The organism is Pseudomonas sp. GW822-FHT05A08, from assembly GCF_058800485.1.
Genome location: NZ_CM179511.1, coordinates 6257729 through 6271628, shown reverse-complemented (window position 1 = coordinate 6271628; position 13900 = coordinate 6257729). Strand labels below are relative to the sequence as shown.

Annotated in this window: 13 protein-coding genes; 7 read left to right on the top strand and 6 right to left on the bottom strand. The window is 63.8% G+C overall.

Features of this window, described 5'->3' with window-relative positions; all coding sequences use genetic code 11:
- Positions 1 to 162: 162 nt before the first annotated feature.
- On the bottom strand, positions 163 to 1683 hold the full coding sequence (exaC, locus tag AC3RCP_RS28325) for an acetaldehyde dehydrogenase ExaC (RefSeq protein ID WP_007924088.1): 1521 nt from the start codon (positions 1681 to 1683) through the stop codon (positions 163 to 165).
- 429 nt (positions 1684 to 2112) lie between these two features.
- Between exaC and AC3RCP_RS28320 the strand changes: the two genes are divergently transcribed.
- The 4 genes from AC3RCP_RS28320 (at position 2113) to AC3RCP_RS28305 (ending at position 6581) form a co-directional block, all read left to right on the top strand.
- On the top strand, positions 2113 to 4029 hold the full coding sequence (locus AC3RCP_RS28320) for a sigma-54-dependent Fis family transcriptional regulator (protein WP_101339229.1): 1917 nt from the start codon (positions 2113 to 2115) through the stop codon (positions 4027 to 4029).
- Between the two features lie 293 nt (positions 4030 to 4322).
- Complete coding sequence (gene mpl / locus AC3RCP_RS28315; protein WP_007927128.1) at positions 4323 to 5672, top strand: UDP-N-acetylmuramate:L-alanyl-gamma-D-glutamyl-meso-diaminopimelate ligase; 1350 nt, start codon at positions 4323 to 4325, stop codon at positions 5670 to 5672.
- Positions 5669 to 6301, top strand: coding sequence for a flavin prenyltransferase UbiX (ubiX, locus tag AC3RCP_RS28310; protein ID WP_007927126.1), 633 nt, complete (start codon positions 5669 to 5671; stop codon positions 6299 to 6301). Before mpl ends, ubiX begins: the two co-directional genes overlap by 4 nt.
- Positions 6294 to 6581, top strand: a complete 288-nt coding sequence (locus AC3RCP_RS28305) for a YceK/YidQ family lipoprotein (RefSeq protein WP_009051050.1) — start codon at positions 6294 to 6296, stop codon at positions 6579 to 6581. The genes ubiX and AC3RCP_RS28305 overlap by 8 nt, the downstream gene beginning before the upstream one ends.
- Before the next feature lie 154 nt (positions 6582 to 6735).
- On the opposite strand, the gene AC3RCP_RS28300 is transcribed toward AC3RCP_RS28305, so the two are convergent.
- The 3 genes from AC3RCP_RS28300 to AC3RCP_RS28290 form a co-directional block, all read right to left on the bottom strand.
- Entirely contained in the window at positions 6736 to 7377 is a 642-nt protein-coding gene (locus AC3RCP_RS28300; protein WP_101339228.1) for an oxidoreductase, read from the bottom strand.
- Between the two features lie 28 nt (positions 7378 to 7405).
- The gene (locus tag AC3RCP_RS28295; RefSeq protein WP_101339227.1) at positions 7406 to 9124 is read right to left on the bottom strand and encodes a C13 family peptidase; all 1719 of its coding nucleotides are present in this window, start codon (positions 9122 to 9124) and stop codon (positions 7406 to 7408) included.
- Positions 9125 to 9227: 103 nt separating this feature from the next.
- Positions 9228 to 9683, bottom strand: coding sequence for a MaoC family dehydratase (locus AC3RCP_RS28290; RefSeq protein ID WP_053281082.1), 456 nt, complete (start codon positions 9681 to 9683; stop codon positions 9228 to 9230).
- Between the two features lie 182 nt (positions 9684 to 9865).
- Here AC3RCP_RS28290 and AC3RCP_RS28285 point away from each other — a divergent pair, with 182 nt between their 5' ends.
- The 3 genes from AC3RCP_RS28285 to AC3RCP_RS28275 are packed head-to-tail and all read left to right on the top strand — an operon-like array spanning position 9866 to position 11542.
- Entirely contained in the window at positions 9866 to 10228 is a 363-nt protein-coding gene (locus AC3RCP_RS28285) for a CidA/LrgA family protein (protein WP_492571895.1), read from the top strand.
- The gene (locus AC3RCP_RS28280; RefSeq protein ID WP_101339226.1) at positions 10225 to 10941 is read left to right on the top strand and encodes an LrgB family protein; all 717 of its coding nucleotides are present in this window, start codon (positions 10225 to 10227) and stop codon (positions 10939 to 10941) included. Before AC3RCP_RS28285 ends, AC3RCP_RS28280 begins: the two co-directional genes overlap by 4 nt.
- A 10-nt stretch (positions 10942 to 10951) precedes the next feature.
- Positions 10952 to 11542, top strand: coding sequence for an LON peptidase substrate-binding domain-containing protein (locus tag AC3RCP_RS28275; protein WP_007927116.1), 591 nt, complete (start codon positions 10952 to 10954; stop codon positions 11540 to 11542).
- A 130-nt stretch (positions 11543 to 11672) separates the two neighbouring features.
- On the opposite strand, the gene AC3RCP_RS28270 is transcribed toward AC3RCP_RS28275, so the two are convergent.
- On the bottom strand, positions 11673 to 12989 hold the full coding sequence (locus tag AC3RCP_RS28270) for a bifunctional DedA family/phosphatase PAP2 family protein (protein WP_101339225.1): 1317 nt from the start codon (positions 12987 to 12989) through the stop codon (positions 11673 to 11675).
- Between the two features lie 95 nt (positions 12990 to 13084).
- Entirely contained in the window at positions 13085 to 13771 is a 687-nt protein-coding gene (locus AC3RCP_RS28265) for a DNA-3-methyladenine glycosylase (protein WP_101339224.1), read from the bottom strand.
- Positions 13772 to 13900 lie beyond the last annotated feature (129 nt).

Genomic DNA, 13900 nt, shown 5'->3' with positions numbered 1-13900 from the left:
GGTTCACCTGTTCTTATTGTTGTGCCCGGTCGGCAGACCGGATCGGTGTTGCAAGGCGATGGAGTGTTCTGCCTTGAGGTCGTCATCGCGAGCTTGCGCGAGCGGCCCCCAAGGGTGAAACCGCGTTGACGGCTTCACCCTTGTCCCTGGCGTTGCTGGTTTTTAGAAGAAGCCCAGCGGGTTGATGTCGTAGCTCACCAGCAGGTTTTTGGTCTGCTGGTAGTGGTCGAGCATCATCTTGTGGGTTTCACGGCCGACGCCGGACTTCTTGTAACCGCCGAACGCCGCGTGGGCGGGGTACAGGTGGTAGCAGTTGGTCCACACACGACCGGCTTTGATCGCCCGGCCCATGCGGTAGGCGCGGTTGATGTCGCGGGTCCAGAGGCCGGCGCCAAGGCCGAACTCGGTGTCGTTGGCAATCGCCAGGGCTTCGGCTTCGTCCTTGAAGGTGGTGATGCTCACCACCGGGCCGAAGATTTCTTCCTGGAACACACGCATCTTGTTGTTGCCCTTGAGCAGGGTCGGCTGGATGTAATAACCGCTGGCCAGGTTGCCCTCGAGTTTCTCCACCTTGCCGCCGGTCAGCAGCTGCGCGCCTTCGCCCTTGGCGATTTCCAGGTACGAGAGGATCTTGTCGAACTGCTGCTCGGAGGCCTGGGCGCCGACCATGGTGTCGGTGTCCAGCGGGTCGCCGCGCTTGATCTGCTCGACCTTTTTCATCACCACTTGCATGAACTCGTCGTAGATCGACTCTTCCACCAGGGCGCGCGACGGGCAGGTGCAGACTTCGCCCTGGTTGAAGAACGCCAGCACCAGGCCTTCGGCGGCCTTTTCGATGAAGCTCGGTTCGGCCTGCATGATGTCGGCGAAGAAGATGTTCGGCGACTTGCCGCCCAGTTCCACGGTGGACGGGATGATGTTCTCGGCGGCGCATTTCATGATGTGCGAGCCCACTGGCGTCGAACCGGTGAAGGCGATCTTGGCGATGCGCTTGCTGGTGGCCAGGGCTTCGCCGGCTTCTTTGCCGAAGCCTTGCACCACGTTGAGCACGCCCGGCGGCAGCAGGTCGCCGATCAGCTCCATCAGCACGCAGATGCCCAGCGGGGTCTGCTCGGCCGGCTTGAGTACCACGCAGTTGCCGGCGGCCAGGGCCGGGGCGAGTTTCCAGGCGGCCATCAACAGCGGAAAGTTCCACGGGATGATCTGCCCGACCACGCCCAGCGGTTCGTGAATGTGATAGGCCACGGTGTTGCCGTCGATTTCCGCGGCGCTGCCTTCCTGGGCCCGCAGGCAGCCAGCGAAGTAGCGGAAGTGGTCGGCGGCCAGGGGGATGTCGGCGTTGAGAGTTTCCCGCACGGCCTTGCCGTTGTCCCAGGTTTCGGTGATGGCCAGCAGTTCGAGGTTCTGCTCGATGCGGTCGGCGATTTTCAGCAGGATCAGCGAGCGGGCCTGTGCCGAGGTAGCACCCCAGGCGTCGGCGGCGGCATGGGCGGCGTCCAGGGCTTTCTCGATGTCTTCGGCGGTGGAACGCGGGAACTCGGCGATCGGTTGGCCGTTTACTGGCGAGGTATTGGTGAAGTACTGACCTTTGACAGGCGCGACGAATTCGCCGCCGATGTAGTTACCGTATTTGCTCTTGAACGAAACGATAGCGCCTTCAGTACCGGGGTGTGCATAACGCATGGTGGGTATCTCCTGGCTTTTGTGCTTATAGGGGAGGACGCGCTGTTGCGCTTGTAAAAGCGTAGAGCAAAGCCCGGGCCACTGCGTTGCGGGCCAGGAAAATCAAGGGTTTACGAATGTTTCAGCGGCTGCGTACCGGGCGTATGTGGCAGTTGTGGCACAGGCCGGGTGACACTTTGTACCGCTTGTGGCACAGCCTGTGACTCATTGGTCGAAGCAGCATTGCAATGCATCCATGGCTGGAGGATGCTGGTGGGCCGCGAGGATCTGAAGAACTCTTCTGTAGCCGCTGCCGCAGGCTGCGAACGACCGCGAAGCGGGCGCTGCTCTTCAGATCGCGGAAGCCCCTGCGGGGCTTGGCGCAGCCTGCGGCAGCGGCTACAGGTGGGTGCCTTCTGAGCAGTCAGCGCAGCAGGAGAACAATAAGAAATGCACAGCAATCACCTCACCCGGCACGCCCAGCAAGTGCTGACCGTGACCCAAGGCAAGGCCCATCTGCAGGGGCCCGGCAGCGATCCTTCCATCGCCCGCTCCTGGCTGCGTTGCCTGGAGGACTATCACCTCGACCCGGCCCTGAGCATGGCGCCCACCGTGCTCGAGCACGGACGTCTGCTGGAAAGCCGCGAACGCCTGCAGCAGGTGCTGCAGATCGCCGGCAACGAGATGACCAGCCTGCACCAGCAGCTGTCCGGCGCCGGCCATGCGGTGCTGCTGACCGACGCCCGCGGGGTGATCCTCAACTGTGTCACCGCGCCCGCCGAGCGCAAGATTTTCGAACGCGCCGGGCTCTGGCTCGGCGCCGACTGGAGCGAGGCCTGCGAGGGCACCAACGGCATCGGCACCTGCCTGGTGGAGCGCCAGTCCCTGACCATCCACCAGGACGAACATTTCCGTGGCCGCCATACCGGCCTGACTTGCTCGGCCAGCCCGGTGTTCGACCCTCACGGTGAACTGCTGGCGGTGCTCGACGTTTCCTCGGCGCGCCCGGATGTGTCGCGCCAGAGCCAGTTCCACACCATGGCCCTGGTCAACCTCTCGGCGAAGATGATCGAGAGCTGCTATTTCCTGCGTTATTTCGACAATCAATGGCTGCTGCGTTTTCACCTGCAGGCCGAGTCCGTCGGCTTGTTCAGCGAAGGCTTGCTGGCATTCGACGGGGAAGGGCGGATCAGCGCGGTGAACCAGAGCGCCTTGAACCTGCTGGGGCATATTCGCGGCGGCTTGCTGGGCAAGCCGGTGGAAGCTTTTTTCGACTGCTCGCTGGACGAGTTGCTGGGCCGCGCCAGTGTCAATGCCAGCGCCAGCTGGCCGCTGCGCACCCGTGATGGGCGGCATCTGTTCGCGGTGTTGCGTGGCCAGCCGCGCAGCGTGCCGCAACCGCTGCCGCCGAGGGCGCAGGCGCTGGAGCGTCCGCGCCTGCCCGAGATCTGCCTGGGCGATGCGGCCCTGCAAGACGACTTCCGCAAATCCTTGCGCGTGTTCGAGCGCGATGTGCCGCTGTTGATCAACGGCGAAACCGGCTCCGGCAAGGAGGCGTTCGCCAAGGCGGTGCACCATGCCAGCCAGCGGGCGGAGAAAGCCTTCGTTGCCTTGAACTGCGCGGCCATTCCCGAAAGCCTGATCGAAAGCGAGCTGTTCGGTTATCGCGGCGGCACCTTCACCGGGGCACGCAAGGAAGGCATGCGCGGCAAGTTGCAGCAGGCCGATGGCGGCACGCTGTTCCTCGATGAAATCGGCGATATGCCGCTGGCCTTGCAGACCCGCCTGTTGCGGGTGCTGGAAGATCGCATGGTGGTGCCTATCGGCGGCGAGCCGCAGGCGGTCAACGTACGCATCATCAGCGCCACTCACCGGGACCTGCTGGAGCGGGTGCGGGATGGCAGCTTCCGCGAGGATTTGTATTACCGGCTCAATGGCCTGGAAATCGCCTTGCCGGCGCTGCGCGAGCGCAGCGACAAATCCCAGTTGCTGGATTTTCTCCTGGCGCAAGAGGCCGGCGACCAGCTGGTCTCGCTCGACGGCCCGGCACGCCAGGCCCTGCTGGACTTCCACTGGCCAGGCAACGTGCGGCAACTGCGCAACGTATTGCGCACCCTGGCGGCGCTCTGCGACGACGGACGCATCGGCCTGGAGGATGTGCCGGCGATGATTCGCCAGGGCCGTCCGGCGCCAATGCCGGCAGCTGCCGAGGAGGCGGGCGGATACCCGTTGGACGATGCCGAACGCCTGGCCTTGCTCAATGTGCTGGAACAACAGCGCTGGCATATGACCCACACCGCCGAGCAGCTGGGGGTGAGCCGCAACACCCTTTATAGAAAGCTGCGCAAGCATGGGATTGCTCGCTAGGCGCGGCACCGCGTTATCGTTCATCGCGAACAATCGAGCGTCGACCGGCTGCTCCTACAGGAATGCGCACTGTATCTGTAGCAGTGAAGCTTGCTCGCGATAGACGGCGCAGCCGCCGATACATCGGTAACCGCGGTCCAAGGCTCCAGCGGCGTTCGAGCGATTCCCCGGCAAAAGCCCCACAGAACTCGTCACAACCTCCGGCAGTGACAACAGCCTGTTCCCCCATCAGCTAAAGAGTGCGATTTGCAGCCCTCTACGCTAACCTGCCTCGATGTTTTACGAGGCCTTCTATGCACATTCATATTCTCGGTATTTGCGGCACCTTCATGGGCTCGATGGCGGTTCTGGCCAAAGAACTGGGCCATCATGTCACCGGCTCCGATGCCAACGTCTACCCGCCGATGAGCACCCAGCTCGAAGCCCAGGGCATCGAGTTGACCCAGGGCTACGACCCGGCCCAGCTTGACCCGGCACCGGACCTGGTGGTGATCGGCAATGCCATGTCCCGCGGCAACCCGGCGGTGGAATATGTGCTGAACAAGGGCCTGCCCTATGTTTCCGGCCCGCAATGGCTGGCTGACCATGTGCTGCAAGGCCGTTGGGTGCTGGCGGTGGCCGGCACGCACGGCAAGACCACCACCAGCAGCATGCTGGCCTGGGTGCTGGAGCATGCGGGCATGAGCCCGGGCTTCCTGATCGGTGGCGTGCCGCAGAATTTCTCGGTGTCGGCCCGCCTGGGCGGCACACCGTTCTTCGTGATCGAGGCCGATGAATACGACAGCGCCTTCTTCGACAAGCGCTCGAAGTTCGTGCACTACCGTCCGCGCACGGCGATCCTGAACAATCTCGAGTTCGATCACGCGGACATCTTTCCCGATCTGCCGGCGATCGAGCGGCAGTTCCACCACTTGGTGCGGACCATCCCGAGCGAAGGCCTGGTCATCCACCCGACCACCGAGCCGGCCCTGCAACGGGTGATCGACATGGGCTGCTGGACCCCGGTGCAAACCACCGGCGCCGGCGGCCAATGGCAGGTCAAGCTGCTCAGCGAAGACGGCTCGAAGTTCGAAGTAATGTTCGAAGGCGAGGCCCAAGGCGTGGTCGAGTGGGACCTGACCGGCCAGCACAACGTCGCCAACGCCCTGGCGACCCTGGCCGCGGCGCGCCATGTCGGTGTGGTGCCATCCATGGGCATCGCTGCGCTGAGCGCGTTCAAGAGCGTCAAGCGGCGGATGGAGAAGGTGGCTGAAGTCCATGGCATCACCATCTACGACGACTTCGCTCACCACCCGACCGCCATCGCCACCACCCTGGACGGCTTGCGCAAGCGCATCGGCGATGCGCCATTGATCGCGATCATCGAGCCGCGCTCCAACTCCATGAAGCTCGGCGCCCACCGTGACGGGCTGCCGGAAAGCGTCAACCAGGCCGATCAGGTGGTCTGGTACGCGCCGGCCAATCTCGGCTGGGACCTGGGCGCCACCGCCGCGCTGTGCAGCGTGCCGTCGATTGTCAGCGACTCCCTGGAAGGCATCATCGAGCGGGTGAAGAGCCAGGCCAAGCCGGGCACCCACGTGGTGATCATGAGCAACGGCGGCTTCGGCGGCCTGCACGGCAAGCTGGCCGAGGCACTGCGATGAACAACGGTCCGGAACGCATCACCCTGGCGATGACCGGCGCCTCGGGCGCCCAGTACGGCCTGCGCCTGCTCGATTGTCTGGTGCGCGAAGATCGTGAAGTGCACTTCCTGATCTCCAAGGCCGCGCAGTTGGTGATGGCGACCGAGACCGACGTGACCCTGCCATCCAAGCCGCAGACCATGCAGGCCTTCCTCACCGAGTACACCGGTGCGGCAGCCGGGCAGATCCGCGTGTATGGCAAGGAAGACTGGATGTCGCCGGTGGCCTCGGGCTCCGGTTCGCCGGCGGCGATGGTGGTGGTGCCTTGCTCCACCGGTACCTTGTCGGCCATCGCCACGGGCGCCTGCAACAACCTGATCGAGCGGGCGGCGGACGTCACCCTGAAGGAACGCCGCCAGTTGATCCTGGTACCGCGTGAGGCGCCTTACTCGAGCATCCACCTGGAAAACATGCTCAAGCTGTCGAACATGGGCGTGACCATTCTGCCGGCTTCTCCGGGTTTCTATCACCAGCCGCAGACCATCGACGACCTGGTGGATTTTGTCGTGGCGCGGATTCTCAACCTGTTGAACATCCCGCAAGACATGCTGCCGCGGTGGGGCGAGCATCACCTGAGCAGCGATGAGTAAGTCGCTGCTGATCCTGCTGGTCGCCCTGCAACTGGGCGGCTGCGCCACGGCACGCACGCTGAACGCGGCCAAGCCAGGCGCACCGGTGGTGTATTCCGGGACGCGCCTGGATCTGTATGTGATGCAGGGCGGTTGTTGCCCGATGGATCGCTTCGGTGCCGAAGCGCCGAGCTATCCGGGTGTCGATCTGCCGGCCAGCGCCTTGCTCGACACGCTGCTGTTGCCGCTGTCGGTGCTGACGGTATTGGGGGTTGGTTTCCAGGCTACAGGCGGGTTGTAACGACCTTGTAGCCGCTGCCGAAGGCGGCGATCGGTCGCGTAGCGGCCGTAGAGGCGGGCGGCGCGGTGGTGCGGCAAATCGCGTCGTCAGCATTGCGCCTGCTGCGCAGTCGATCGCAGCCTGCGGCAGCGGCTACAGGCGCGATCCATGGCGTTTATTTGCCCAGCTTGCGCAATTCGTCGGACTCGACGATCCGCACTCCATCCTGCTCTTCCAGCGCCAGGCGCCACATGGCCCGGGCCAGATGGCAGGCTTCGATGCCGTGGTATTTGCCGGGAATCAGCTTGGACAGCGGGCCGGCCAGCTGTTCGGCGAGACGCGGTTCGATGCGTTCGCCAAGCAGCAGCGACGGCCGGCAAATAGTCAGTTGCGGCCAGTCCTGGGCCTTCAGCGCCTGTTCCATTTCGCCTTTGACCCGGTTGTAGAAAATCGAGGATTTCGCGTCCGCGCCCAGGGCGCTGATCACCACCAGGTGCCGCGCCCCCATCTCCCGCGCGCGTTTGCCGAAGGCCACCACCAGGTCCAGGTCGACGGCGCGGAACGCCTGTTCGGAGCCGGCTTTCTTGAGGGTGGTGCCCAGGCAGCAGAACGCCAGGTCCACCCGGCCGCTGAGCTGCGGCAGGAGTACCGCCGGCTCGCCGACCGGGTTTTCCAGGCGCGGATGTTCGCTCAAGGGCCGCCGGCTGGGCGCCAGTACGCGGGTTACCGTGGGTTCGTTGAGCAGGCGGTCGAGCAAGTGCTCGCCAGTCAGGCCGGTCGCGCCGGCGAGCAAGATATGCTGAGGCGTCAAGTACATAGTGTTTCCCCCTTGATACTGTTTCAGCTTAGTTGCTCTTTGCTTCCTTGCTGTCGTTGGCGGCGCTTTGCAGCGCCTTTCGTGCTTGTTGCTTGCGCAGATGCTGCCAGTGCGCCAAGACCCCCTTGGGCGCCCAGATCTGCGGTTCGGAGGCTTCGAAGTTGTCCGCCAGTTCACGTTCGGCCACGGTCGCCCTGGCCAGCTTGAAGGCCTGTTCCAGGTCGTCGGTCTGGTTCAGCGCCTGGGCGAACAGGGCGTCGCCGAAGTAGGTGAAGTCGGCTTCTTCCGAGCAGCCGAACGATACGCGGTCGGCCTGCGAAGCGGTCATGATCAGGGTCCGCTCATCCTTGAGCGCGGGAATGAACCCGCCGGAATAACAGGCCGAGATCACGATGATCTTGTCGCGGTTTTTCAGTGGCGCCAGTACCGCGGCCAATTCGTCGGCAGGCAGGTCGGCCAGCTCCAGGCGCGGCTGGTCGAGCACCAGTTCGTGTTCGCTGGTGCCGTGGCTGGTCAGGTAGATAAACAGCAGGTCTTCCGGGCCGCTGCGTTCGGCCAGGACCTGTACCGCGCGCCGCAGGTTTTCCCGGGTGGCCATGGGCCGGCTGTCGAGGCGGTCGCGATGGTTGACCAGGCGGATCTGCCCGTAGGCGCCGAAGCGGGTGGCGAGCATGTTGCTGACATAGTCGGCCTCGCGCAGAAACACGCTTTGCTTGCCATCGCCGGCCAGCGTCAGGCTGTAGAGCTCGATGGCGGGGGTCGACGCCGGTACCGCGCCGAGGGCGTCGTCGAGCAGGCGGCCCTGGGCCAGCAGGCCGGTCTCCAGTGGGTCGGGCAACAGTCGGCCGTCGGCATCGCGAACCCGCAGGCCATTGATCCAGTCGCCGCTTTGCACGGAGCCATCGCGCAGCACCAGCACGCCGTGGCCCTGGTAGTTGTCGCCTTCGAAGCCGCCGATATAGAAGCTGCCGTCGCTGAGGTTCAGGCGGCCCTGGCCGCTGAAGCGCCAGTCGCTGAAACGGCCGATGTAGTGGCTGCCGTCGACGCCAATCAGCTCTCCCTTGCCACTGAGGGCGCCCTCCTTGAACTGGCCGATCCAGACATCGCCGTCGGCGTTTTCGTAGCGGCCCTTGCCGCTGAGCTGGTTCTGTTTGAAGCCGCCGACGTAGAGGTCGCCCTCGGCGCTGCTGAAGGTGCCGTTGCCTTCCAGCTGGCCATCGACGAACTGGCCGCTGAACTGGTTGCCGCTGGCATCGCTGCGCTGGCCCTGGCCATTGGGCTTGCCGCGGGAGAACTGGCCCTGGTACTGGCTGCCGTCTTCCAGCTCGAGGCGGCCGAGCCCGGAATACAGGTCGGATTTGAATTCGCCGCGGTAGGTCATGCCGCGTTCCTTGAGGGTGCCTTCACCGTCGCGCCGGCCCAGTTTGAAACCACCGGTGTAGCTGCTGTCCTTGGTGGTCAGGCTGCCCTGGCCGTGGAACAGGCCCTGCTGGAATTGTCCGCGGTAGATCTCGCCGTCGCTGCCGTGCCATTCGCCCTGGCCATGCCACTGGCCGCTGTCGAACTGGCCGGCATACCAACTGCCGTTGGGGTAGTCGATGCGGCCTTGTCCCTGCAACAACCCGTTGACCACATCGCCGCGGTAGCGACCACCGTCCGGCAGACGGGCATCGGGAGGCAGCAGCGATTCGCCGTCTCCACATGCGGTGAGCAACAGGGTCAGAGCCAGGGGTACAAGTGGGCGCATAGCGGGATCCGGATAATTAGGGGACCGAGTATGCCGCAGCAACGAGGCTTATATATAGAGAGGCTGCGCGAAACAGCGTGAGCTGTTTCGCATCAGGAAGGTTTCAGACAAAGCAGAGGGACAAGGGCTCGGCGATGTAGGCTGGTTTTTCCTGGCCTTCGATTTCCAGTGTGGCGGTGGCCTTGAGCAGCCATTGGCCGGGTTTCTTCTCGGTGACGTCCACCAGATCGACCTTGAGGCGGACTCTGGAATCGACCTTGACCGGCTGGATGAAGCGCACGCTGTCCAGGCCGTAGTTGACCGCCATCTTCAGACCCTCGGGCAGGATCAGGATGTCTTCCATCAGTTTCGGGATCAGCGACAGCGATAGGAAACCGTGGGCGATGGTGCCGCCGAACGGCGTCTGGGCGGCTTTCACCGGGTCGACGTGGATGAACTGGAAGTCACCCGTGGCTTCGGCGAACAGGTTGATACGCTGCTGATCGATGGTGAGCCATTCGGAACGTCCTAGTTCCTTTCCGACATAATCTTTGAGCTCTGCAACAGGAACATACGGCATTGAGACTCTCCTTGGGTTCATCGGTTTTATCGTTCTAAAGGGGCGGGGGGCGTACCCCCTGACCACCCACTGTAGATCATCATGGGGGTTTGCTCCGGTCAACCTTCCATGCTTTTGGCGAATGCCGGTGCATAGCGTTCGCGTGCTTATAATGCCCGGCGTTTTTTCGGGGGGGATGAGAGATGTTGTTACGCGGTCTGACATGGCTGGTGCTGTTTCAATTGCTCGGCACGGCGATCAACCATCTGTTCCTGCCGATCCTGCCGGGGCCGATTGTCGGTCTGCTGTTGCTGCTGATTTTCCTGGTGGCGCGCGGCGAGGTAGGCGAGCCGCTGAACCTGGCCGCCTCCAGCCTCCTGCGTTACCTGCCGCTGTTGCTGGTGCCGCCCGCGGTGGGGGTGATGGTGTACGCGGCGGATATCGCCGCGGATTTCTGGGCGATAGTCGGCGCCCTGGTGTTGTCGCTGGTGATCTCCATGGCCTTCGTCGGCGTGCTGATGCAGCGGCTGGTCAAGCGCCACGGACATCGGGAGGACGGCCAATGATGTTCGACTGGCAGGGCGCCTGGACGTCGGTGATCCATCATCCCTTGTTCGGTATCGGCATTACCCTGGGCGCCTATCAACTGGTGCTCGCGGCCTTCGAGAAAACCCGCTGGATCTTTCTGCAACCGGTGCTGGTCTCCATGTTGCTGGTGATCGGTGTGCTGCTCAGCTGCGGCCTGAGCTATGCCGAGTACCGCAAGAGCACGGAGATCCTCAGTGTTCTCCTGGGCCCGGCCACGGTGGCGCTGGCCGTACCGCTGTACCTCAACCTGCGGCGGATTCGACAGTTGTTCTGGCCGATATTTACTACGCTGGTGATTGGAGGGGTGGTCGCCACCGGCCTGGGCGTATTGCTGGGGTGGTGGTTCGGTGCCGAGAACATGATCCTGATGACCATGGCGCCGAAATCGGTGACCTCGCCGATCGCCATGCTGGTGGCCGAACAGATTGGCGGTGTCGCAGCGCTGGCCGCGGTATTCGTGTTGATCACCGGGGTGATCGGGGCGATTTTCGGTCCGGCCATCCTCAATCGCCTGCAGGTGCATAGCCCGGAAGCCCGAGGCATGGCGCTGGGCATGACGGCTCACGCAGTGGGCACTTCGGTGGCCTTGCAGGAAAGTGATGAGTGCGGTGCTTTCGCGGCGCTGGCGATGAGTCTGATGGGTGTGGCCACGGCGGTCTTCCTGCCGTTGGCGGTGTCGTTGGTGGTTTAAGGAAACCTGTATGAGCCTGGCGCTTTTCCCGCTGAATACGGTGCTGTTCCCCGACTGCATTCTTGATTTGCAGATTTTCGAGGCGCGCTACCTGGACATGATCGGTCGCTGCATGAAACAGGGCAGCGGCTTCGGCGTGGTATGCATCCTCGAAGGCGAAGAGGTGGGCATCGCCCCGGAAGGTTTTGCGCGGGTGGGTTGTGAAGCGCTGATCACCGACTTCCATCAGCAGGACAACGGCCTGCTGGGGATTCGGGTCAAGGGCGGGCGGCGTTTTCGGGTGCTGAGCAGCGAAGTGCAGCGCGATCAGTTGCGGGTGGCTGAAGTCGAGTGGCTGGACGAGGCGCCGGAGCGGCCGCTGCAGGATGAAGACGGGGACCTGATCGCCTTGCTCAAGGCGCTGGCCGAACACCCGATGGTCGAAGCCCTGAACATGGGCACCGAAGCCACCGGCCAGCAGTCGCTGGCCAACCAGCTGGCCTACCTGTTGCCGTTCTCCGAGCTGGACAAGATCGACCTGCTGCAACTGGACGATCCGCAGCAACGCCTGGATGCGATCCAGGCGTTGCTGGACGAGTTGCAGGGCGAACTGTTCGCCTGATCCTGATCCCAATCCTGTAGCCGCTGCCGCAGGCTGCGATCGCCCACACAGTGGGCGCAGATTCCGAAACCGCTGAAGGCCTTCGGCCTATCGCAGCCTGCGGCAGCGGCTACAGGGGCGTTCGCTCTATCTAGTAGGCATAACGCAGCATGGCGTGCGGCAGATGCCTGACTGCCTCGAAACCGAACAACGCTACCAGCGCCGGCAATACCAGCCACCAGATCTTGGCCGGCATGGGTTCCAGCGGGGTCTGGCGCTGGGCGAACCACAGGCTGGCGGCGCACACGCAGGCGGCAAGCATGGCGCCGGCAAGGATGTCGGAAGGCCAATGCGCGCCCAGGTAAATCCGCGACACGGCAATCACGGCCGCCGGCAGGCAGCCCAGCAGCAACCAGGTCAGGCGCATGCGCGGCGGCTGGCCGCGACCGGCGAGTATCGCCAGGGTCAGGAACAGGGCGAACGAACCGGAGCTGTGGCCGCTGGGCATGCTGTAGCTGGTCAGTGGGTCGGTCAGGACTTCCGGACGCACGCGGGCAAAGAAGAGCTTGGTGCCGGTGTTGGCCAGCGCGGTGCACAGCAGCGTGGCGCCCGCAAAAATCGCTTGCCGCCATTGCCGGGCAACCAGCAACAGCAGGGTGACCAGAGCGCTGGCGAACAGCATGGTGCGGAATTCGCCGAACTGGGTGAGCACCACCATCACCTCGTCCAGTGTCGGGCTGCGGTGCTCCTGGACCAGCGCCATCAGGCCCTGATCGAAATGGTTCAGGTAGGGGTAACCGATGAACAGCCCCGCCAGGATCGCCAGGCTGAGGCCAGCCACCAGCGGGCTGGCCTTGCGATGGCGGCGCACGGTGCTGTTGATGCTCAGGCCCAGCAGCACGGCGATGCTGGCGGCGACTATTCCCGCCTGCGGCCAGAAGCCTTCAGGCAAGGGCAGGCGGATCGCCGCGCCCGTGGCCCAGCCCGGCAGCAGGTAGGCGACTGTCCAACCGGCCGCGGCCAGCAGGCTGACGGAGAAAAAACGCGGGAACGACATGTCGAACATGCCGGCGACCATCGGCAGCATGGGCCGCAAGGGGCCGATAAAGCGCCCGACCAACAGGCTGGCGATGCCATACCGCTGGAAATAGGCTTCGGCGCCGTTGATCCATTCCGGATGATGGCGCAGGCCCGGCAGGCGACGGATGTTCTGGTGAAATCGGCGGCCCAGCAGATAGGACACCACATCCCCGAGCAAGCCGCCGAAGAACCCCAGTGCCAGGGTTTCACCCAGGGACAGTGCGCCGCTGCCGGCCATCACGGCAATGGCGAACAGCAGCACGGTGCCAGGCACGATCAGGCCGGCAATCGCCAGGCATTCGACGCAGGCGACGATGAACACGGCTGCCGCCAGCCATTGTGGGTTCATCGTCAGCCAGCCGGTTATTCCGTCGAGCCATTGGCCCATAGGTTTTCAACTCCGGTTATTCGGTGGTTTAACTGTAGAAGCGGACTTGCCCGCGATAAAACCATCCGCGGGCACGCCGGTTCCTGCGAAAGGGATCAATCGAGCAGCAAATAGTCGCGACCTTCGACCTGCCCGCGACGTAGCGGGTTCCGGGTGCAGTAGGGTGCGTAGGCGGCGTCGACAAAGCGGTACATCAAGTGCTCATCGCGGCCGTGAGGGATGCCCAGGCGGGTGGTCTGGATAACGCTGGCGACGGGCGTGCCGACATCCTCGACGAACAGCACTTCATGGTCGAAGCGCTTGGCATCCCACACCGGGACTTTCAGGCCCAGGGCCTTGCACAGCAGGGTCTGGCCGGCGCAGAGCTTCTGCGAGGGGCGCGGCCGGCCGCTGGCATCGGGATTGTTCAGGAGCATCTGCGCCAGGCTGGCGGGGCCTGAGACTTCGTCGACCCAGGGGTAGGCCGACTTGATCAGCACCGCGTTGCCCGGTCCCTGGGCGCTGAAGTTCAGCGAATCGCCACCGCGGGCGTAGTACATATAGATGTGGCCACCGTCCAGAAACAAAGCCTTACGCTTTTCTGTGTAGCCGAGGGAGGCATGGCTGCCTTTTTCCTCGCAGTAATAGGCTTCTGTTTCGATAATGCGCGCCGACAGCCACAGATCGCCGACCCGATGGCGGATGATTTTGCCGAGCAGTTCACGGGCCAGGACCTGGGCGTCTCGATCGAAAAAGCGGTCGGGCAGGGCCTTGGGCAGCGTCGGAGTGGACAGAATGGACATGATAGCCAGGAGCGATGACGGGAATTGGGTCGGAATGATATCAATTCCAGGCTTAATTCAGGCTGAACGAGAGGTATTTGCCGTCCATTTCGACCATCCGCCCGTGACCGCTGTCCGTGGACCGGCGCG

Coding starts and splice junctions, on each gene's coding strand:
- AC3RCP_RS28275 (WP_007927116.1), top strand. CDS start 10,952: ATGAGCCTGGCGCTTTTCCCGCTGAATACGGTGCTGTTCCCCGACTGC.
- AC3RCP_RS28285 (WP_492571895.1), top strand. CDS start 9,866: ATGTTGTTACGCGGTCTGACATGGCTGGTGCTGTTTCAATTGCTCGGC.
- AC3RCP_RS28290 (WP_053281082.1), bottom strand. CDS start 9,683: ATGCCGTATGTTCCTGTTGCAGAGCTCAAAGATTATGTCGGAAAGGAA.
- AC3RCP_RS28305 (WP_009051050.1), top strand. CDS start 6,294: ATGAGTAAGTCGCTGCTGATCCTGCTGGTCGCCCTGCAACTGGGCGGC.
- ubiX (WP_007927126.1), top strand. CDS start 5,669: ATGAACAACGGTCCGGAACGCATCACCCTGGCGATGACCGGCGCCTCG.
- AC3RCP_RS28270 (WP_101339225.1), bottom strand. CDS start 12,989: ATGGGCCAATGGCTCGACGGAATAACCGGCTGGCTGACGATGAACCCA.
- AC3RCP_RS28300 (WP_101339228.1), bottom strand. CDS start 7,377: ATGTACTTGACGCCTCAGCATATCTTGCTCGCCGGCGCGACCGGCCTG.
- exaC (WP_007924088.1), bottom strand. CDS start 1,683: ATGCGTTATGCACACCCCGGTACTGAAGGCGCTATCGTTTCGTTCAAG.
- AC3RCP_RS28265 (WP_101339224.1), bottom strand. CDS start 13,771: ATGTCCATTCTGTCCACTCCGACGCTGCCCAAGGCCCTGCCCGACCGC.
- mpl (WP_007927128.1), top strand. CDS start 4,323: ATGCACATTCATATTCTCGGTATTTGCGGCACCTTCATGGGCTCGATG.
- AC3RCP_RS28295 (WP_101339227.1), bottom strand. CDS start 9,124: ATGCGCCCACTTGTACCCCTGGCTCTGACCCTGTTGCTCACCGCATGT.
- AC3RCP_RS28280 (WP_101339226.1), top strand. CDS start 10,225: ATGATGTTCGACTGGCAGGGCGCCTGGACGTCGGTGATCCATCATCCC.
- AC3RCP_RS28320 (WP_101339229.1), top strand. CDS start 2,113: ATGCACAGCAATCACCTCACCCGGCACGCCCAGCAAGTGCTGACCGTG.